The 21,009-nt window shown below is 40.3% G+C and carries 11 protein-coding genes; 2 read left to right on the forward strand and 9 right to left on the reverse strand.

Going from position 1 to position 21,009, the window contains the following annotated elements:
- Window positions 1–648: 648 nt before the first annotated feature.
- Together pckA and fbp are read right to left on the reverse strand one after the other, a co-directional pair.
- On the reverse strand, window positions 649–2,214 hold the full coding sequence (pckA, locus tag ACZ5L8_RS07880) for a phosphoenolpyruvate carboxykinase (ATP) (protein WP_464440738.1): 1,566 nt from the start codon (window positions 2,212–2,214) through the stop codon (window positions 649–651).
- A 10-nt stretch (window positions 2,215–2,224) separates the two neighbouring features.
- On the reverse strand, window positions 2,225–3,280 hold the full coding sequence (gene fbp / locus ACZ5L8_RS07885) for a class 1 fructose-bisphosphatase (RefSeq protein ID WP_464440740.1): 1,056 nt from the start codon (window positions 3,278–3,280) through the stop codon (window positions 2,225–2,227).
- Window positions 3,281–3,635: 355 nt separating this feature from the next.
- On the opposite strand from fbp, the gene ACZ5L8_RS07890 reads away from it, so the two are divergent.
- Window positions 3,636–6,143, forward strand: coding sequence for a glycoside hydrolase family 38 C-terminal domain-containing protein (locus ACZ5L8_RS07890; RefSeq protein ID WP_464440742.1), 2,508 nt, complete (start codon window positions 3,636–3,638; stop codon window positions 6,141–6,143).
- A gap of 20 nt (window positions 6,144–6,163) precedes the next feature.
- A complete protein-coding gene (locus ACZ5L8_RS07895) occupies window positions 6,164–7,540 on the forward strand; it encodes an SGNH/GDSL hydrolase family protein (protein WP_464440743.1) in 1,377 nt (458 codons plus the stop codon).
- A gap of 94 nt (window positions 7,541–7,634) precedes the next feature.
- Here ACZ5L8_RS07895 and ACZ5L8_RS07900 read toward each other — a convergent pair whose 3' ends face one another.
- From ACZ5L8_RS07900 to ACZ5L8_RS07930, 7 genes are all read right to left on the reverse strand, one after another.
- Window positions 7,635–9,905, reverse strand: a complete 2,271-nt coding sequence (locus ACZ5L8_RS07900) for a GH92 family glycosyl hydrolase (RefSeq protein WP_464440744.1) — start codon at window positions 9,903–9,905, stop codon at window positions 7,635–7,637.
- A gap of 77 nt (window positions 9,906–9,982) precedes the next feature.
- Window positions 9,983–10,249 carry a hypothetical protein gene (locus tag ACZ5L8_RS07905; protein WP_464440745.1) on the reverse strand — a complete coding sequence of 89 codons (267 nt, stop codon included), beginning with the start codon at window positions 10,247–10,249 and terminating at the stop codon, window positions 9,983–9,985.
- 188 nt (window positions 10,250–10,437) lie between these two features.
- The gene (locus ACZ5L8_RS07910) at window positions 10,438–11,931 is read right to left on the reverse strand and encodes an aminotransferase class V-fold PLP-dependent enzyme (RefSeq protein ID WP_464440747.1); all 1,494 of its coding nucleotides are present in this window, start codon (window positions 11,929–11,931) and stop codon (window positions 10,438–10,440) included.
- A gap of 117 nt (window positions 11,932–12,048) precedes the next feature.
- On the reverse strand, window positions 12,049–14,853 hold the full coding sequence (locus ACZ5L8_RS07915; protein WP_464440749.1) for a M16 family metallopeptidase: 2,805 nt from the start codon (window positions 14,851–14,853) through the stop codon (window positions 12,049–12,051).
- Window positions 14,854–14,903: 50 nt separating this feature from the next.
- Window positions 14,904–17,609, reverse strand: a complete 2,706-nt coding sequence (locus tag ACZ5L8_RS07920; RefSeq protein ID WP_464440751.1) for a M16 family metallopeptidase — start codon at window positions 17,607–17,609, stop codon at window positions 14,904–14,906.
- A gap of 83 nt (window positions 17,610–17,692) precedes the next feature.
- Window positions 17,693–19,606, reverse strand: coding sequence for a protein-disulfide reductase DsbD family protein (locus ACZ5L8_RS07925; protein WP_464440938.1), 1,914 nt, complete (start codon window positions 19,604–19,606; stop codon window positions 17,693–17,695).
- Between the two features lie 240 nt (window positions 19,607–19,846).
- Window positions 19,847–20,986, reverse strand: a complete 1,140-nt coding sequence (locus ACZ5L8_RS07930) for a redoxin domain-containing protein (protein WP_464440752.1) — start codon at window positions 20,984–20,986, stop codon at window positions 19,847–19,849.
- Between the last annotated feature and the right edge of the window lie 23 nt (window positions 20,987–21,009).

The raw sequence follows: 21,009 nt of genomic DNA on the forward strand, positions 1-21,009 counted from the left end.
TAGACAGTATAAAAAAGAAAAAGGCTGACAACATATTTCTCGATACAAAATCATTTCGCTATGCTTCATAATTTCACTCGAAATGACAGAGTTATCCATTCGCTAATTAAACAAATTAGCTAAAAAAAACGTTCACTGAGAGGAGCCGAAGTTACATTTTTCAGTTAGCGATTCTCAGTCGCAGTTTGCAGTAAAAAGCTTCTCCCTTATACTAGAAGGGAGATGAGCAAGTGAAACAAAGCTCAGAGGGTTCAATCAACCCCGTTCACTGAGCGGAGCCGAAGTGACATTCTCAGTCTTCAGTCTACAGTCACAGTCATAAGTAATTACAATTTTGAGATCCACAAATTGAAAATTGATTTATTCTCTTCTAGCTTCCAACACCCATTCGCTAATAACCTTATTAGCTAATTCACAAATTAATCTATCCATGTCAACTAAAAACTAAAAAGAAAAGGTAGTATATGGACAGTGTATGGATAGTGTATGGATAGTGTATGGATAGTGTATGGATAGTGTATGGAAATTAATCCTCCTCAATCTAACCCAATAACTAAGCACATTAAATTATTCAAAAAGAAAATGCCACCATCACTGGCGGCATTTTCACGTAACCTCAACTAAAAAACAAAAACCAACCTAAAAGGTTTACTTTAAAAATCGTTTGTTATTTTCCTTAAACAGCGCAGCTAATTGCTTGGTCGCTGTCTCGTAAGAAGAAGCATCACTCCATAATTTACTCTGATCTAGAATTTCATCAGGCACTCCTGGACATTGTTTTGGGAAGGATAGATTTAAAATAGAATCGTTTTTAAATTCTATGGTTGACTCTCCTAAAGTTCCATCGTGAATAGCATTTACAATAGCACGAGTATATTTAAGTGGTATACGCTCGCCTTTGCCATAAGGTCCACCTATCCAGCCTGTATTAAGCATCCAGACATTAATTTTATTGTCCTTTATTTTTTGCATCAGCATATCAGAATAAACTGTGGGATGCAACGGCATAAATGGTGCTCCAAAGCAAGCCGAGAATGACGGCAATGGCGCATTGATACCGTGTTCTGTACCTGCAACTTTAGCCGTATAGCCATTGATAAAATAATATGCTGCTTGTTCAGCTGTAAGTTTAGAAACCGGTGGCAATACCCCAAATGCATCGGCAGAAAGAAAGAAAATATTCTTTATAGTATTATTTTCTGCTAGCTCGCTATTCTCACGAATAAACTCAATAGGATAACTCACACGTGTATTTTTCGTAATGCTATCATCGTTAAATGCTACCGCACCATTTTCAGTAAGCACAACATTTTCAAGCATAGCACCTGGTCTAATAGCATCAAAGATCTCTGGCTCCTTTTCCTGAGAAAGACCTATCACCTTTGCATAACACCCACCTTCAAAATTAAATATGGAGTTCTTTGGCGTCCAGCCATGCTCATCATCTCCTATCAAAGTGCGGTTACTATCTGTAGATAAAGTGGTTTTCCCGGTTCCTGATAGGCCAAAGAAAATGGCAGTATCGCCGTCCTCGCCTTGATTGGCAGAACAGTGCATAGGCAACACATCATGTTCAGTAGGCAAAAGCATGTTCAAAACAGAGAATATCCCTTTTTTGATCTCACCAGTGTAGCCCGTTCCTCCTAGTAAAATGATCTTCCTAGTAAAATTAATAATTGAGAAATTATTTCTTGAAGTACCATCCCATTCAGGAAAAGCATAAAAGTCTGGCGCATTTAAGATCAGCCAGTCTTCTTTAAAGTTCTCTAAAGCCGCTTCCTCTGGCCTTAAGAACATATTATGCACAAACAAACCTGCCCACGGCGTCTGCGTAATGGCACGAATGTTAAGCTTATATGACTCCTCTGTGCACGCGTATGCATCGCGAACGTAAACTTCTTTGGTCGAAAGGTGTGCCGCAACGCGTGCATAGAGTTTGTCAAATTTTACTGAATCAAAAGGAATATTCACACTTCCCCAATTCACTTTATCTCTCGTTACATCATCGATCACGATATAACGATCCTTAGGCGATCTACCTGTAAATCGCCCTGTATTAATAGCAAGTACACCATTTGCAGTTTCTACACCTTCTCCCCTTCTCAAGGTATGCTGCTGCAATTCGTCTGGCGCAGTCTGGTAATGTACCTGCTTGCTTTCTATTCCATATCGCTTAAGCGAAATTGACTTAGATTCCATTACTGGAGTTTCCATGTTTTTTGATTTAAATGAATTGATTTGCGTTTGTCAAAAAATTTGAATTGATCGTAGATTGATATTCTTGATATAAAAATTCTTCTGCCTTTTCTACTAGCGGTCGTGAACCACAGATAAAGGGTGTGCGTTGATGTAATTCTATGGGTTGCAATTCTAGAATACGCAAATAGCCATTGCTGCAAGCGCCTCCCGTCTGCTCTGTGATAAAGGCAATCGGGTTGCACTCATACAGTAAGCGCAGTTTTCCCAGTGGCGCCATCGTACCCATAGGGTATAAAAAAATGCCCCCAAGGAGCATATTGCGATGAAAATCTGCCACAAGCGAACCCGTATAGCGAGAAGTATAAGGTCTCCCGTCTTGTGGTGCTTCTTCCTGCATCCATTTTATAAAGCGTTTAATTCCATCTTTAAAGTGCACATAGTTACCTTCATTGATAGAATAGATCTGGTGTTTTTCAGGAAAACGAATGTCTGGATGCGATAGGAAAAATGATCCTATCCCCGGATCATAAGTAAAACCGTTAACTCCGTTACCCGTAGTATACACAAGTATCGTAGAAGTGCCATAGATCACATAGCCCGCCGCTACTTGATTAACGCCGGGCTGTAAAAAGTCTTCCAGTTCTACGGGACTTCCCACTGGCGACTTGCGTTTATAGATTGAAAAAATGGTCCCCACAGTAATATTCACATCAATATTTGATGATCCGTCTAATGGGTCGATTAGCACTACATATTTTGCATTTTTATTGATCTCACCGTCACACACCACAAAATCCTCCATTTCCTCAGAGGCAATACCGCAAACTTCCCCACGGTTGCGCAACGTTTGAATAAAAACATCATTGGCCATCTGGTCCAACCTCGCTTGTTGCTCACCTTGAATATTTGTGTTATCAAGCTTTCCTCGTATTTCAGAAAGTCCGGCTCTGTTTATCGCCTTATTGACAAATTTTGCTGCCAGACGAATGGAACTCAGCAATGCTGATAATTCTCCTTTTGCATAGGGAAAATCCTTCTGATTCTCAATGATGAATTCTCCTAATGTCTTTGATGTTTTCATGAATAATTTTAATTACTACATCGTTTTCGTTGCAAATGTATACTTTTAAATTTTATTCAAAAAAATGTATTCAATTTTATTTATATTAAATTTTCGTTAATGAAATAATCATTTAATTGCGTAATACTTAAAAATTAAACGTTAAATACACATTTTATCGCCTTTATAGATCATAGCGCATTTTATTTCGCTTTAAGCGAAAATATCTCCCACCATATCCATCTAGATCTAGCGGCATTGACTGCTTCTAAAAATTGGTTTTAACCCGATTATTCTTAAATGACTTGTTGTCAAAGTTTTTGCTAAACCGTTTTATTGATTTATCTTAAACCTTCAATCGTCTAGCCATTAAATAATGAATATTCAGATAATCGAAAACCGGAGTGTAAAAGCCATTTTTATACTTCTAATGATATTTACCTGCGCAAGTTTTACGTCTCATGCCCAGCAAACGGCATATTTTGTAGATGGCTACCACGGCGGGATCTGGGGCCATTACCCAGAAGGCTATACAGCCTACATCGTTGATGAACTTGAGAAAAATCCAGACTGGAAGATCAACCTTGAAATTGAACCTGAAACTTGGGACCGCGCTTCAAAAATCGACGCTGCATCAGTTGAAAAACTTAAAGGATATTTTGCGCAAGACCGCGTAGAATATGTGAACCCGGCGTATGGCCAGCCGTATATGTGGAACATTTCGGGCGAAAGCATCATAAAACAGTTTGAACTGGGAATGGAAAAATTAAAACACTATTTCCCTGAAATTACCTTTACCTCCTACTCTTCTGAAGAACCTTGTTTTACTAGCGGTCTACCACAAATTCTTTCTTCTTTTGGCTTTAAATATGCCTCGCTAAAAAACCCAAACACTTGCTGGGGCGGTTATACGAGAGCGCACGATGGCGAACTGGTAAATTGGGTGGGCTCTGACGGTACATCGATAATTATGTCGCCGCGCTACAGTTTTGAGTCGCTTAAACCTAATTCTACTTGGGAGACCATCGCAAACGCCAATTCGCCAGAATATATCAACGCGGCGTTACAAAATGATTTTACAGCGCCTATCGGGATGTGTTTGCAAGACGCGGGTTGGAAGAACGGCCCGTGGCTTAAAGGTGGTTTTTATAAACCTACAGAATACACGACTTGGACAAACTACTTTGACCATGCTTCGCAAACGGCAGATATCAAACCTTGGCATGTAAATCAGGAGGATTTGCAGGTGAGTTTAGTTTGGGGAAGTCAGGTGATGCAGCGTATCGCACAGCAGGAACGTGAGGCGGCAAACAAGATTATCCTTGCGGAGAAAATCACTGCGATAAACTCACTTTACGACAACACATCCTACCCAGAAACCGACTTTAAAAACGCGTGGAGCACGCTTTTGCTTACACAACATCACGACTGCTGGATCGTGCCTTACAATGGTGAAAAAGGCGACACCTGGGCAGATAAAGTAGTGAACTGGACAAAAAACACCATGGATATCAGCGATGCAAATATTCAACAGAATGCTGCGGCTGATGGTAAGTTTATTCGTGTTTACAACACTTCAGGTACGGTACGCGAAGAATTGGTTCACGTAAAAACCCCGCAAAACAGCACAATTAAAACATGGGAGGGCGAAGCCGTAATGAATCAGCAAAATGGTGATTTCATAACGTTTAAAGCCACTGCGCCAGCGATGGGCTATTCGGTTTATAAAATTGTTTCGGGCGGTGATAATTTGGCTACAGCCAAAAAAGGAATAACCCAATCAAACAACATCTACAAAGTAGAAACTGAGAACTACACGTTGACCTTTGATGCCGCTCAAGGCGGAAAAATAACTAGTTTAATCGCTAAAAAAGCAGACAATAAAGAATTTGTGGACGCCGATTCTCAATACGGTTTCAACACCTTGCTTGGCAATTTTTATGACGACGGCGGGAAGAAAACCACGGTGGATAAAACTGCTGAAATCGAAATTCTTGAAAACGGTCCGTTAGTTTATAAACTGGCGATAAAAACCAGTATCGCAGATGTTCCCGTGACCCAAACCGTAACGCTGTACAATGAAAATCCTGTTATAGATTTTGACCTTAAAATAGACTGGAGTGAGAACATGGGAATTGGTGCTTTCAAGGAAGAAAACTTTGATTGGAAGAATCTTGAAAAAGCGTTTTATAATGACCGTGAAAAGCTACTAAGCCTATTTCCTGTAAACCTTAAGAACCAGCGAGTGTTTAAGAATTCAGCATTTGATGTGATGGAAAGTGGTCTTGACGACACCTTTTTCACCTCATGGAAAAACATTAAAAACAACATTATTGTGGATTGGGTTGATGTCACAGATGGTGATGAAAAATATGGTATGACGCTGTTTACAGACCATACAACAAGTTATACCCACGGCAAGGATTTTCCTTTGGGACTGACCATTCAATATTCTGGCATAGGGCTTTGGGGACGCAATTACACCGTTGATGGACCTACAGAAATCCATTATTCGCTGATGCCGCATAAAGGCAACTGGAAACAAGCGCAAATCTGGAAACATCTACAAAGCAAGCAAGAACCGCTCACGGCCGTTATTACTGGGCTTTCGCCAAAAGAAAACAACAAATCCTTACTTGATTTAAAGAAAGATGGTTGGTTGCTTACCTCTTTCTCAAAGAAGGAAAACGCCTATTACGCACGGATTTTTAATCCAGAAGGCGATGATAAAAAAGGAAATATTCAGTTTACAAAAGACATTAAATCTATTGCGCTTGTAAACTTGGATGGTTCTATAGAAAACCAATTAAAATCTAACGATAAAAACGTGTCTTTCTCTATCCCGAAAATGGGTTTTAAAACCTTAAGAATAGAATTCAATTAGACACGAAAATCTACAATCAAATGAAGAAAATCATTCTTTGCGCTTTACTTAGTATTTTTTGCTTTAAAGCTGCAAATGCACAGCAATTAGAACCCTTTAAAGATGGCGACCGCGTCGTTTTTCTGGGCAATAGCATCACGCATGCCGGTTTTTATGAATCGTATGTTTGGCTGTATTACATGACACATTTCCCCGAAAGGAAAGTACAGATTCTTAACGGCGGTTCTGGTGGCGATGTGGTTGGCCAGATGTATGCTCGTTTTGAAGACGACATCCTTAAAATGAACCCGAATATCGTGGTACTTACTTTCGGTATGAACGATAGCGGCTATGCAGAATTCTGGCAAGATGACGCTGAAAAAACAGCAAAGCAACGCATCGCAAAATCTGCGCACGACTTTAAACTCATGCAAGAAAAATTAATGTCATATCCAGACATCAAACCAGCGATTATGAGTACGTCGCCCTTTGATGAAACGGTAAAAATTGATGCGAACAATTTTATTGGAAAAAGCAAAACCATTGAAGAAATCGTCGCTTTTCAAGAAAAAGGCGCGGCTAAGAACAACTGGCCATACATCGACCTCTACCACCCGATGCTAGAAATAACACAACGCGAGCAACAGTCTGATTCTGCATACACCATTACCGGTCCAGACCGTATTCATCCGGGCAAACCGGGACATCTGGTGATGGCGTCTATCATTCTTAAAAGTCAAGGACTGGCGGGCAAACCTGTGGCAGACATTGCCATTAATGCTGATGCCGCTTCTATTGACAAAGCTGAGAATGCTAAAGTCTATTTGCTTAACGCGAAAAAAGACCAAGTTTCCTTTCAATATGAAGCGCAGTCGTTGCCTTATCCCATAGACTCTACTTCTGGCGCGTGGGGAAATCCGCAGCAGCTGGGCGATGCGCTTAAGGTGTATCCTTTTGTAAAAGAGTTTAATCAAGAAATTCTCAAGGTAGACAATCTTAACGCAGGCAATTATAAACTCCTGATTGATGGTAATGAAATTGCACAATTCACCGCAGCCGATTTTACCAAAGGAATAAACATGGCAAACTATGGCAACACACCACAATACAAGCAGGCCAAGAATGTGATGTTCCTTAATGAGCAACGCGCAGAAATCGAAGGAAAACTGCGTGAATATGAGTGGGTGCAATCTAATTTCTTCAGGGACAAAGGCATGTTATATGAAGATTCTCAGCAAGCTTTTGATGCGGCAAGCTCTACTGATAATATTTTTGTTACCAGCAAAATGGGCATCTACCGCACCGCCCGCTTCCCCGAAATACGAAAAATGTGGGAAGACAACCTTAAAATCCTAGTGGATAAAATCTATGAGATAAATAAACCAAAAACGCATCGCATAGAGATTATCAAAGTATAATTATTTCGCTCATGGCGAAAAGAACCCCGACAGCTTCCAGAAGTTGTCGGGGTTTTTACTGCTGAGTAGTTTTCGCGAAAGCGAGAAAAACAGCTTATTCCTGCGCCGTTGAAACCGAATACGGTTTATCACTCTCCTTAATCCCGCGGTCTTTTGCAGGCGTGTCGCTCATTTGAAGTTGCAAGGTTCCGCCGTTCATGATATCCTGATAATCGATGTAATTCTTTGTGTAGTCCGCACCGTTAAGGCTAGCCGATTGCACATACACATTCTCTGCGCTGTTGCCGCTGGCATTGATTACAAATTTCTTCCCGGCCTCTGTGGTAATCGTGACCTTATCAAACAGCGGACTGCCCAAATTATACTGCACCGTACCCGGCGTGACGCTGTACAATCCCATCGCGCTCAGCACATACCAAGACGACATTCCGCCCTGGTCTTCATCGCCGGGATACCCTTTTTCTGTGTAGCTGTACAGTTGGTCAAGAATCTTGCGCACACGCGACTGCGTTTTCCAGGGTTGGCCTACATAATTGTAGAGATAAGCCACGTGAAGCACCGGCTGGTTTCCGTGCGCATATTGCCCCATGTTTGCAAGTTCCATCTCGCGCATTTCATGAATTACCTGCCCGTAATGCCCCACGTCATACGTAGATTCCATGGTAAAAAATGTATCCAGTTTATCAGCAAACTTCTGCTCGCCACCCATTAAATCTATAAGTCCGGCGACATCATGAAAAACTGACCAACTGTATTGCCAGGCATTTGCCTCAGTAAAAGGGTCGCCCCAAGCAATCGGGTTAAAATCCTCTAGCCACTCGCCGTTCTCCTTTCGCCCACGCATAAAACCTTCACTGGTATCATAGATATTTTTGTAATTATACATTTGGCGTTCAAAAACGTCCATGTACAATTTGTTTCCTGTGGCTTTCGCCAAATAATATCCGCACCAATCGTCATAGGCATACTCCAGGGTTTTTGCTGCACTTTCTCCCACCACCTTATACGGAATGTAACCTTTCTCAAACCAATCGTCGTGCGCTGGTCTTCCGTTAGAACCGCCCCAAGGCCCGCCGTTTGTGGCTTCATTAAAATAAGCAGCAAGCGCCTGCTCTCCATCAAAACCTTCAATGCCTTTTACATAAGCATCAGTCAACAAAGAAATCGCGTGATTCCCTATCATGATACCAGACATTCCCGGGCATGACCACGTGGGCAAAAAACCGCTCTGTTCCTGCGCATCTAGCAAAGATTGCATATAGCGACCTTGCATTGTTGGGCTGAGAATATTTGTCAAAGGAAACTGCGACCGGAATGTATCCCAAAATCCATTATCTGTGTACATGTAACCATCATGGATCTTCCCGTCATACGGACTGTAATAATACGGTGTGCCGTCTTCCTTTAGTTCATAGAATTTGTGTGAAAATAGATTCGCTCTGAACAAGCAAGAGTAAAATGTCTTTCGGTCTTTCTCGCTTCCGCCTTCTACTAGCACACGGTTGAAGAGTTTGTTCCATGCAGCTTTTGCATTGTTCTTTGTTTCCTCAAACTTTTTATGAGAAGCCAATTCCTGCTGCATGGTTAAGCTAGCTTGTTCTGAGCTTATGTATGAAGATGCGATTTTTACCTGCACCGTTGTGCCAGGTTTAAATTCTAAGTAAGCGCCTTTACCGTCTCCTTCAGCGTTCTTTTCGCCTTGAGCGATAGTATTCTCACGATTTTCCCACGTGCCGTAGCTTTTAAATGGCTTGTCAAAAGTGATTTCAAAATAGGCCTTAAAACCCTCTGGAATAAGCAAACCGTTGTGCACCCAACCTGTGATTTTTCGATTTTTTGGGTCGATGGTTACGCTGCTTTGCTTTGTATATCCATCAAAAACAAGAAAGGCTTTCTCCCTTTTCGGGAAAGTGAATCGCATGTGACCGCCGCGCTCTACCGGTGAGATTTCGGTTTTGATACCGTTATCAAATTGCACGCTGTAGTAATACGGTTTTGCGGTCTCATTCTCATGGCTAAAACGGCTTGCACGCTCTTCTTCATTCACCTTTAACTCACCAATGACGGGCATTAACGAGAAAACGCCATAATCATTCACCCACGGACTGCATTGATGCACCTGCTGAAATCCGCGTATGGTTTCCTTTTGATATTGATACTTCCAGCCATCGCCATTTTTACCGGTCTGCGCCGAAAAGGAATGCACCGGAAACGGCATCGCGACCGTGGGATATGTGTTTCCGTAGCTTAGTTCTGGTGTAGAAAACGTGCCTTGAAGCGTGTTGACATAATCGACCAGGTTTTGCTGCTGCGCAGATAAAAGATTAAAAACAAGAACAGTGAGAATGGTGAGTTTTATTTTCATGGAAATGAAATTAAGCTAAGTTATAAGCTAGTAATTCGGTTTACCTCTGAAAGATAGGATTTATAAAATGAATTGATCTAAAGCGTTACCAATGTTTTGTATTCAAGAGTGTATGTCGCGGCTAGAACATCGATCTGCTTATTGATCTGGTTGACGACTTTTACAAGTTGGTTATCTTCACAAGATAATTTTATAGTTATTTGCAGTTCTTCTTTTGCTGTATTTCTTACTAATTCAATACTTTTTATCGGGATGTGACGACGTACAAAAATGCCTGCTATTCTCGCAAGTATGTTGAGGTTGTCTTCTGTGATTATCTGTATTTTGAATGATTTTGATTCCATTGTTAATATTTGATCGCTTTGATTAATTGAATAAAAAAAGCCTTCTCGCAAATGAGAAGGCTTTGGTAAAATATCGTGTAAGCGCCTTCTCAGGTAACTGAAATTCTAATAATTACAATAGCAATAATAACCATGATAATTGGTGTCTGTATTTGCTTGATTATTGAATTATTAACGTTCATAAGGTTTTAAATAGAAAGATTTACTTCAGCAGATTCTGTCTCTAAAGCTGCTTTAAAAAAGGCAGTAACATCTGGAAGTTCATGGTTCAAAACTGAGCGAAATCCATCTGCATCGCGTTTGTAATCTGCACTCCATGTTTTTGCGTTCTCTGTGATCGCGATGATCGCATCACAAACAAAATTCACCTCAGCATCTGTCATCGTAGGATGAAAAGAAACACGCACCCAGCCCGGTTTATTTAGGGTGCACCCAAATTCACTATCCTGCATAATACGCTTAGAATGGTCTTCATCTATATGCATTAAATAATGGCCGTATGTACCGGCGCAAGAGCAACCGCCACGCGCCTGAATACCAAAACGATCATTAAGCAACTGCACAACCAACTCATAATGTACCTCATCAAGATAAAATGAGAAAATTGACAAACGCTCCTGATGTTGCTCCGCAAGAAGATTACAACCATCAACATTACCAAGCTTGTTAAAAACAATTTTATTGATCGCTTCTTCGCGCTCCTGGATTTTTTCAACCGTCATGGCATCTTTAAGTTGGATAGCCATAGCAGTTTTGATCGTTTGTAAAAATCCTGGTGTACCGCCATCTTCGCGTTGCTCCACATCATTTTTATAGATGTGATTTCCCCAAGGATCTGTAAAAACAACAGTGCCACCGCCGGGTTGATCTGGTATTTTATTTTTATAAAGCGCCTTGTCAAACACAAGAATACCACAGCTTCCAGGACCACCCAGAAACTTATGCGGTGAGAAAAAAATAGCATCCAGTTTTTCTTCTTCATTCTCTGGATGCATATCTATATGTACATAAGGAGCGCTACACGCAAGGTCTACGAAACATTTTCCACCATATTGATGTGTAAGCATCGCTATGGTGGAAAATGGTGTCGTAATACCTGTAACATTAGAGCAAGCGGTTATCGAGACGATCAATTCTCGACCTTCATATTTTTGTAGTAATTCTTTAAATGCTTCAATATCTATCAACCCTTCCTCATCTGCTGGAATCACCTCTACTTTTGAAACGGTTTCTAACCATGATGTGTGATTAGAGTGATGCTCCATATGTGAGATTAAAACTACGGGGCGCTTTTCTTCCGCTAAAGCGAAATGGTCTTGCCAACGTTCTGGGATGCGCAATCCCAAGATGCGTTGTAATCTTGCAAGAGCCCCTGTCATACCTGTTCCACATGCGATCAAAACATCATTTTCGTTGGCATTTACATGCTTCTTGATGATCTTTCTGGCTTGCTCATAGGTTTGTGTCATTAAGGCTCCTGTATACGAGGTTTCTGAATGCACGTTTGCCAGCCACGGCCCGATCTTCTCTGTTATGGTTTGTTCTATGGGTCTATACAACCTTCCGCTGGCGGTCCAATCTGCGTAGCACAAGTCCTTTTCGCCGTAAGGCGTAACATAAGATTGTTCGTTCCCGATGATCTGAGAACGGTATTTGCTGAAATATAATTCTGTATCTATCATAGCTTAAATGATAAAAGAACAAGGACTTAAAACAGGTTAAGCCCTTGTCTACACGCTAACATTGAGTTTTATAAGGTTTAAAGGCTAGTTCAAATTTATAATACGATCACGCTGCGCTTATTCTGTTACTGGAGATAAAACTCCTTCTACAATTCTGAGTTGTGAATCATTGATCTGTTTTGCCAAATCGCTGATATCTTGCATGCTTATTTCTTCAAGACTTTCTAAAAATGAAGCTTCGGTAGTTATAGGTTCATCCTTCTGAAGATTCTTTGTGATATTGCTTAACCAGTACTGATTGTCTTCTTGATTCTCAGTAACTGACTTTTTCATGTTGTTTTTCACTTCTTGAAAATCATCTGCGTCAATCTCTTTAGGTAATGCGTTAAGATCTGAGTAAACGATGTCTAGCAACTTCTCTGCTTTATCAGGATTACAGTTAAAGCTAATTACGATATTGAACTCGTTGCTAGGCAATTTTTGTAAACTGCTACCTACATTCACGCCATAACTTCCTCCTTCTTCTTCGCGCACATGATCCATGTATTTTTTATTCAATAACTGAGCGATCATATACATCATCAAACTGTTTTTGCGAGTATATTCCATATCACCATTTAAAAACACTTGTATGGTGCTTTGTGGAGTTTGCATTTCTTTTGTGATATGCACTTCTGTCTTACCTATCGCAGGACGACCTTTATGATCTACAGGAGTTTCTGTTGTGCCATTTCCTGGAATACTACCAAGATATTTTTTAGCCAATTCAAGCATTCTATCTTCTTTAAAATCGCCCACAAAGACGAATGTAAAGTCGCTAGCATTAGAGATTCTCTCTTTATACACTTTCTGCATATCGTCAAGATCTAAGGCATTTATAAAATCCTGATCAAAGAGTTTAGTACGCTCACTGTGCCCTGAATTTGCCATACTCAAAGAATCCTGAAAAGCGCTTTTTACATTGTTTTGACGTGCTACAAGACTTTTCTCTAGACTCTCTTTGATAATGCGCAACGCCTGATCTTCAAAACGTGGTGCTGTAAACTGCATATAGATCTGCTGAAAAAGCGTCTCAAGATCTTCTTGCGAACTGTTACCGCCTAGACCTTCTGAAATTCCGCCGATGCTTGCAGAAAGTGAAGTTTGTTTACCCGCAAGGAACTTTTGTAATTCTATTTTATTGAGCTCGCCTAAACCTGACTGTGATACAATGCCTGTTGCCATCGCTGCGTCTGGAAGAAGATCTGCTTCTAATAAAGACGAACCTCCCATGCTAAAAGCCTGCATATAGATCTGCTCTTTATCAAAAGTCGTAGGGAATAACACAAGCTTTAAACCATTTGACAAGGTGTATTGCTTTGCCTCAATTCGATCTATTTTTTCTGTTTTAGTGATCGTCGCTCCCTTAAGTTCTCCAGCGATCAATTGTTTGTCCATCACCTCTTCTTCAAAGGCCTCAACGGATGCTTTATCGACCTTTTTCGCGACAGCGATAACCTCATCTTTTGTAGGATAAGTATATTTATTAGACCCAGTTATCCCGATCACTTTACCTTTTGTGGTTTGATATTTTTTTAATTGATCAAGTAACATCTGGTTATCTACGGTCTGGATAAAGTCTTTTCTAAAATCTAGAGACCAACTGTAATCTGTAACTTCTTCCTCGTTGAAGAAAGCGCTATAGATTTCCTGCGCATAAGAATCATTGCTACGCTTAGCAATATTCTTTTTAGCATTTTCAAAACTGGTAGTGTATGCAGCTTTTGCACGCTCAATTTCTCCTGCTGTTGCCCCGTATTCTGCAAATCTTTTAAATTGGCTTAAGCCAAAATCTAACGCACTTAAAAGACTATCCTTCTTCGGTTGAATACCTAAACTCGTAACCTCAAGCGGGCGCACAAATTCCTGTACACCAAAACGCACACCCAGCGCCGGACTCGTTTCTTCGCGCGTAAGCTCTGACATACGATTGTTAAAAATGTATCCTAAAAATCCATTTATCAGATTGTTTTTGATCTTGTCTATTTTCTCAAACTCCTCTGTCTTTGTCTTGATCATGTATTGTAAAGACGGTTCGCCTAGCTCTTCATCTTGTGACGAAATGTAGATCAGCTCATCATTAATAGGCACATCAAAGGTGGGACGCTCTGGCAAATTCTCCTTAAGCGGAATTGTACTAAAAACCTGCTGCACTTTCTCTTCCATCACCTTTGTATCAATATCGCCCACGATAACTACAGCTTGTTGATCTGGCCTGTACCAGCGCGCATAATATTGGCGCAACGCATCGTATTCAAAATTGTTAACAACATCCATAATACCTATGGGCATTCTCTTGCTGTACTTAGAATCAAGCAGCAATCCTTCTAACCAAACCTTAGAATTTGCTCTAAAGCCTGCTGTATTTCTAGAACGCCATTCTTCATTGACAACACCACGCTCTTTGTCGATCTCTTCATCAAGAAGTGAGAGAGATCCAGACCAATCATGAAGAACCAGCAATACAGAATCAAGCAGTTTCTCATTAGTTGCCGGCACCTGATTAATATTATAAACCGTCTCATCAAAACTGGTGAACGCATTGATCTCTGAGCCAAACTTTATCCCGTTTTGCTCCAGGTATTCTAGCATCCCTTTATCCTTAAAATTCTCAGTACCGTTAAAGGCCATATGCTCTAAGAAATGCGCCAGCCCTTGCTGATCATCATTCTCAAGAATAGAACCTACATTCTGAGCAAAGTAAAAGGAAACACGCTCCTTAGGCTCCTCATTATGCATGATATAATAATGCAGACCATTACTCAAAACGCCTTTAGTAATATCCTGTTTTTCAAAATCTTCGCCACTCTTTTGTTGTGCAAATGTGTTTTGCAGGCTTAGCGCCAAAAGAAGCAGTAAGCATTTTCTAAAATGAAATTTCATATCTAAACAATTATTGTTTGTGTTTTCGTTAGTGCTAGTTAAGACTAAAATTATTCTCCGTCTACGTTTAATGGCGAAAGAATTGCCTCAACTACTCGTTTTTCTTTATTTATTTTTTTGGCTGTAGCCAAAACATCTTTTACCGAAATCTGTGAGATCATCTGCAGGCGTTGCTCTAGCGTAAGAATAGGCGTATCATTTTCTACATGATCCATCACCGCATCAAAATAAGATTTGTTGTTATCCTTAAGTTCAGTAGCTGCTTTCTTGAAGTTATTGATCACTTCTTCAAAGGCTTTATTATCTACTTGCTTTGTAAGATTTTCTAACTCATCATACACGATCTCAACAAGACGATCTGTTTTGTCAGGATTACCATTAAAGCTGATGTTCAGTTCATAATGTGCATTTGGAAGATGAAGTAATCCCGCTTTGACCCTCACGCCATAAGTACCGCCTTCTTCTTCCCTGATCTTTTCCATATAGCGCTTATTTAATAGCTGAGCAATTACTTGAATCATCGTCTCGTTCTTTGCTGAATATGGCAGATCTCCTGTAAGATAAATATTTACCGTTGCCTGTGGGGTCTGCATTTCTCGCTGCATGTGAAGCTTATAGATACCCAGCTCAGGTCTTAAATTCTGATCTATTATCTGCTCCTTTTTCTCTCTTCCCGGGATGCTACCAATGTACTTCTTGATCAGCTTCTTAAAATCTTCCTGATCTACATCGCCCATAAAAACAAACTTAAAATCTGCTGCGTTAGTTATGCGGTCGCGATACACCTTTTCCATCTCTGGTATTGTAAGATTTTGAAGTAGTTTGCTATTAAGATGTACTTCGCGGTTGCTAAAATTAGCTTTTGCCATCTGCAAAGAATCAGACAGATTGCTTTGCACGCTACTTTGAAGCATTGTGACCATCCTTTTTAAAACCTGACGAGAGGATTCAAACACCTTTTCATCAAATCTTGGTTGGGTAAAAGCAAGGTAAATTCCTTTACTCAACTTTTCTAGATTTTCAAGATTGGTATAGCCGTCTAAGATTTCCTGATATTCCTCAATTTTAACCGAAGGCATAACCAGTTCGCTTGACTTTCTAAGCTCTTCTTTAGTTAGATTTGCAATGCCAGATTCTGCACTAAAGTAGGTTGCAAACAGCGAATTCTCTAAAAGCTCTTGAGGCAATACAGATCGCCCACCTGCGCTGATGGCTTTAAAATAAACGCCATCCATTTGTGAGATGGGTTTATACAAATAAACCGTTGCGCCGTTTGCTAGTTTAAAATACTTAGCGTCCACATCTGTGAATTGCTTTTCTTCTACAATTTCACTTCCAGGCAGGTCAAGTTTCATTAATGGTTTAGCCTCAATTACCTTCTCTTCATAAACCTTAGGATTTGCTTTACGACCTATTTGTAAAACCTCAGAAACCTCACCTTTTGAAGGATAGTCTAGAGCGTCAGAACCTAAAATTGCTACCACATTTCCCTCAGTACTATAATATTCTTTGAAGGTTTTCAATAGGTCTGCTGGAGTTAAAGTGTTTAGATAATCCAACTGATATTCTTGTTCCCAACTGTAGTCTGGCAAACGTTTTTGATCAAAAAAGGCTTTGTAGATCTCAATTGCATGAAAAACATTAGAGCTTCCGCCCTTTTCCATCCCACGTTTAAAACTGGCCTGTAATGAAGATTTAGTTCGTTCAAATTCCTTTTCAGTAGCGCCATAAAGATCAAACCGTTTTAACTCTATCGCCGCCCATTGTAACGCGGCGAGCAAGCTATCATTTTTCGGTTGCATATCAATTTTTAATGCTTCCATAGATCGCACAACTTCTTCATTAGAGAATCGCGAAGAAAACACCGGACTCTCTGGCTCGGCGGCCAAAGCTGTAAACCTTCGATCTAGAATTGTATTGACCATACGAAGTTTAAGATCGCGCTCTATAGATTCCTTTTCGCTTAAAGCAAAATCAGGTTTATGCTTTATATAATACTCTATGGATGTAACGCCTAGTTCCTTGTCTTTGATGGGCAAATAGGTCAACTCATCGCCCAGCGGCACATCAAAAACAGGACGTTCTGGCAAATCCTCACGCAGAGGAATAGACCCAAACAGTTTTTTTACCTCCTTAACAACTTCCTGCTCATCAAAATCGCCCACAACAATTACAGCTTGCTCATCAGGGCGATACCACTGTTTGTAATAGTTTCGTAGGGTTTCATACTCAAAATTATCGATGACTTCCATCAATCCAATTGGCGAACGATCTGCATATTTTGAGCCTTGCAATAAACCCAACTCTTGCACAGAATCTTTTGCCCGCTTTTGCGGATTGTAACGCGTGCGCCATTCTTCATGCACAACACCTCTTTCGTTGTCAATTTCGGCATCAGCCAAAGTCAAAGAACCTGCCCAATCATGCAAGATCAACAATACAGAATCTATGAGTTTTGGGTTTGCAGTAGGCACATTACGAATGCTATAAACCGTCTCATCATACAAAGTAAATGCATTGATCTCGTTGCCAAACTTCACCCCATTTTGCTCCAGATATTGCAGCATTTTCTTGTCTGGGAAGTTCTTTGTGCCGTTAAAGGCCATATGCTCCAGAAAATGCGCCAATCCTCGCTGGTCGTCTTCTTCAAGAATAGAACCCACGTTTTGCGCAAAATAAAATGCGGCTCGCCCCTTAGGCTCTTCATTCTGCATCACATAATAATGCATCCCATTAGGCAATATGCCGGTGCTCATTTCGGCAGGTTTAAAATCCTTTCGCTGTTGCGAAAAGATGAGCTGCGCAACTAATAAGCATATAAGCGGTAGAAACTTTTTCATCATCCTTTGTTATAAGCGTCACTTCCTAACTGAAGCCAGTTTAAATATTCATCAATATCTGGATCGTAACCTGTGGGTTGGTTTAGACTTTTACCAGCATTATCAATGATCACATAATACGGTTGCGCATTTGCTTGATAGGTTTTGATCTGAAAATCACTCCATTTATTCCCAATGGTTTTGATCTTTTTCCCTGTTGTTTCTGAGACATATTGTTCAGCTTCCGGGAGGTTTCTTTTGTCATCCACATAAAGTGAGATCAAAACCACATCATTTTTTAATACCTGAAGCACTTTAGGATCAGACCAAACACGCTCTTCCATTTTTCTGCAGTTTACGCAAGCATATCCTGTAAAATCAAGAAGTGCAGGTTTGTTTATTTTTTTGGCGTAAGCCATACCTGCATCATAATCTTTAAACGCAGGAATATCATGCGGACCTAACTCTGCTTCTTCTGGCAAAGTGGTGTTTGAAGAAGAACCACCTCTACTGCTTCCCACACCATACGGCGACTCGCTATATTGTTGCGGTGGTGGGAAACCGCTTATCCATTGCAATGGCGCTCCCCATAAACCAGGAATGAGATAAACGGTAAATGCAAGAACAAAAAGTCCCAGACTTAATCTCCCCACCGAAATATGCGTTAATTTACTGTCATGCGGCAAAGTGATCTTACCGAAAAGATACAGCGCAAGACCACCGAAAATAGCGATCCATATCGCTAGGAATGTTTCTCGTTCTAAAATATGCAGTTGTAAAACAAGATCTGCATTGCTTAAAAATTTAAATGCAAGTGCCAGTTCAAGAAAACCTAAAACTGCTTTTACGGTATTTAACCATCCGCCAGAGCGCGGCAATGAATTCATCCAACCAGGAAATGCAGCAAACAATGCAAATGGTATCGCTATAGCACATGAAAAACCTAGCATTCCCACGACAGGTGCTAATCCGCCTTGTGAAGCAGCTTCTACAAGTAAAGTCCCCACGATAGGTCCTGTACAAGAAAATGAAACGATAGCCAGCGCAAGCGCCATAAAAAAGATCCCTACAAGACCACCGCGATCGGCTTGTGCATCCATTTTTGTACCCCAACTGCTGGGCAGAACGATCTCAAAAGCTCCTAAAAATGAAACAGCAAAAATGACGAGCAATAAGAAGAAGATCAAGTTAAACCATACATTCGTGGATAACGCATTTAAAGCATCTGCGCCAAAAATAAGCGTTACTAAACTTCCTAAAATCACATAAATGATAATAATACTAAGACCATAAATAATAGCATTGCGAATACCCAACGCTCTTGTTTTGCTCTGCTTTGTAAAAAAACTAACCGTAAGCGGAATCATAGGAAAAACGCAGGGCGTCAACAACGCTGCAAACCCAGAAAGAAAGGATACTATAAAAATCCCCCAGAAGCTTCTATCATTGTCTGTTTCATTACTCTCTGAGGAAGATTTGTCATCACTATTTGCTATAGAAGATTCTTGTTTTTGTGCGCTTGGCTGCGCTTCGAATGGCATTTTAAAAACAAGCGTTTTTGTTTCTGGCGGTAAACATTGTAAATCGTTACAAACCATAAAATAGACCTCAGCCTCGACCTTAGTAAAATCCTGCTGACGTATTTTAATGCATTGTCTAAACTCAGCTTTGTATTCAAAGAAACTGGTTTCCATACCAAAGATGTCGTCAAAAATGGTAATGGGTTCTTCCTGTTTCACATCGCCTTCAAGGATGTATGATTCACTTTGTGGGAAAGTAAACGTTGTAGCTTCAGGGCCGCCTTCTGGCAAATCTATCGAATACAAATGCCAGCCTGGTTCTATGCTTGCCAAGCTTATCAATTCGTATTCAGACTCGTTTATTTTTTCTACTCTTGTTTCCCAAGAAACTGGATCAAAAATTTGAGAAAACATCTGATCTGCCTGCAATAGCAGTGTAAAAACCAGAAATGTTTTTAATAGTTTAGGGATGATTCTTTGCGTATGCACTTTGTAAATTCTTACTATTAATGTTGGTGTAAAAATTCTTTTGGCTGCAGCCAAAAGACAATAACAGCGTGCCCCGGGCGATTTTCTCACCCGGAAAAACACTGCATAAAATGTATCTGAACTGTTTGTTGAGCAGCGATGGATTACCGCCCAGAAACTGAAGTTTTAGCCTTTTGTATCAAAGATCTCAGACAAACGCTCTGTAAGCGCATCGCCTCTAAGATTTTTTGCAATTATAATCCCATCTGGATCAATTAGAACATTTGCCGGCACAGAATGAACGCCGTATTGTAATGCCACCTCGTTCTTCCAGTATTTAAGATCGCTCACATGAATCCACGGTAAACCGTCTTTCTCTATCGCGGCTACCCAAGCCTCTTTACCAGCATCAAGAGAAACGCCTACGATCTCAAAATTTTGATCTTTATACTTGTTGTAAGCCTTTACCACAAAGGGATTTTCTGCTCTACACGGTTTACACCAGCTCGCCCAGAAGTCAACAAGAACGTACTGACCTCTTAGTGAACTCAATTTAAAATCTTCATCATCTGGAGTTTTTTGAGTAAAATCTATCGCTTCTTTACCTATCTGTGATTTTTTCTCGATCGCGATCTTCTCAGCGATCATTTTGCCCAGCGGTGTCTGTTTTAGATTGTCATCAAAAAGAGAATTGAAGTTCTTCTCTGCCTCAATAGGATCAAAATCCTTAGGCATCTCGTGACGCATAAAACGCTGTAAAGAAACATAAGATCCCGGATGACTCATGATAAAGTCATGTGCTGTAGTTTTAATACTATCTACATACATCTGGATTGTATCATAGGTGATCAACTTGTCTTCTTTACTTCTATTTTTCATGCGGCTATACAGCGCGATGATCTCATCAGTTAAAGGTGAGATCTGGCCTTCTACCTCTATCGCTTCATCATTTAATGCAGAGCCTTCTAAATTTGCATTTTTAATAGAATCTGTAGCGGTAAGTTGCATTAGAGAATTTTCAATAAAAAAATGAAATGCATCTGCCATCCATGCCTTTTCAGGAAAATCCTTGCCGTGACGCAAACTAATATTTGCTTCTACAGGATGTTGTAGCTTTCCTTTAAAACTGAACTTTCCATTCTTTACTTGAGCGCTATCTGTAACGGTAGAATCTTGCTGCTTATACGTCAAAATCGCAAGAGAAGATTCGGGTAGGTCATTCATTTCTCCTTCTATCACAAAGCCATCTATTTTTGTGGCCTTATCGTCTTTGCATGATAGCAAAGTAAATATGCTCGCTGCCGCGAAATAAACTAATTTTTTCATCGATGAATTTTTTGAGTTAAACT

The sequence above is a fragment of the Leeuwenhoekiella obamensis genome (assembly GCF_055391795.1).

Bases quoted from the DNA above. Each gene is read 5' to 3' on its own strand.
- pckA (WP_464440738.1), bottom strand. From the start codon at position 2,214: ATGGAAACTCCAGTAATGGAATCTAAGTCAATTTCGCTTAAGCGATAT.
- fbp (WP_464440740.1), bottom strand. From the start codon at position 3,280: ATGAAAACATCAAAGACATTAGGAGAATTCATCATTGAGAATCAGAAG.
- ACZ5L8_RS07890 (WP_464440742.1), top strand. From the start codon at position 3,636: ATGAATATTCAGATAATCGAAAACCGGAGTGTAAAAGCCATTTTTATA.
- ACZ5L8_RS07895 (WP_464440743.1), top strand. From the start codon at position 6,164: ATGAAGAAAATCATTCTTTGCGCTTTACTTAGTATTTTTTGCTTTAAA.
- ACZ5L8_RS07900 (WP_464440744.1), bottom strand. From the start codon at position 9,905: ATGAAAATAAAACTCACCATTCTCACTGTTCTTGTTTTTAATCTTTTA.
- ACZ5L8_RS07905 (WP_464440745.1), bottom strand. From the start codon at position 10,249: ATGGAATCAAAATCATTCAAAATACAGATAATCACAGAAGACAACCTC.
- ACZ5L8_RS07910 (WP_464440747.1), bottom strand. From the start codon at position 11,931: ATGATAGATACAGAATTATATTTCAGCAAATACCGTTCTCAGATCATC.
- ACZ5L8_RS07915 (WP_464440749.1), bottom strand. From the start codon at position 14,853: ATGAAATTTCATTTTAGAAAATGCTTACTGCTTCTTTTGGCGCTAAGC.
- ACZ5L8_RS07920 (WP_464440751.1), bottom strand. From the start codon at position 17,609: ATGAGCACCGGCATATTGCCTAATGGGATGCATTATTATGTGATGCAG.
- ACZ5L8_RS07925 (WP_464440938.1), bottom strand. From the start codon at position 19,606: ATGTTTTCTCAAATTTTTGATCCAGTTTCTTGGGAAACAAGAGTAGAA.
- ACZ5L8_RS07930 (WP_464440752.1), bottom strand. From the start codon at position 20,986: ATGAAAAAATTAGTTTATTTCGCGGCAGCGAGCATATTTACTTTGCTA.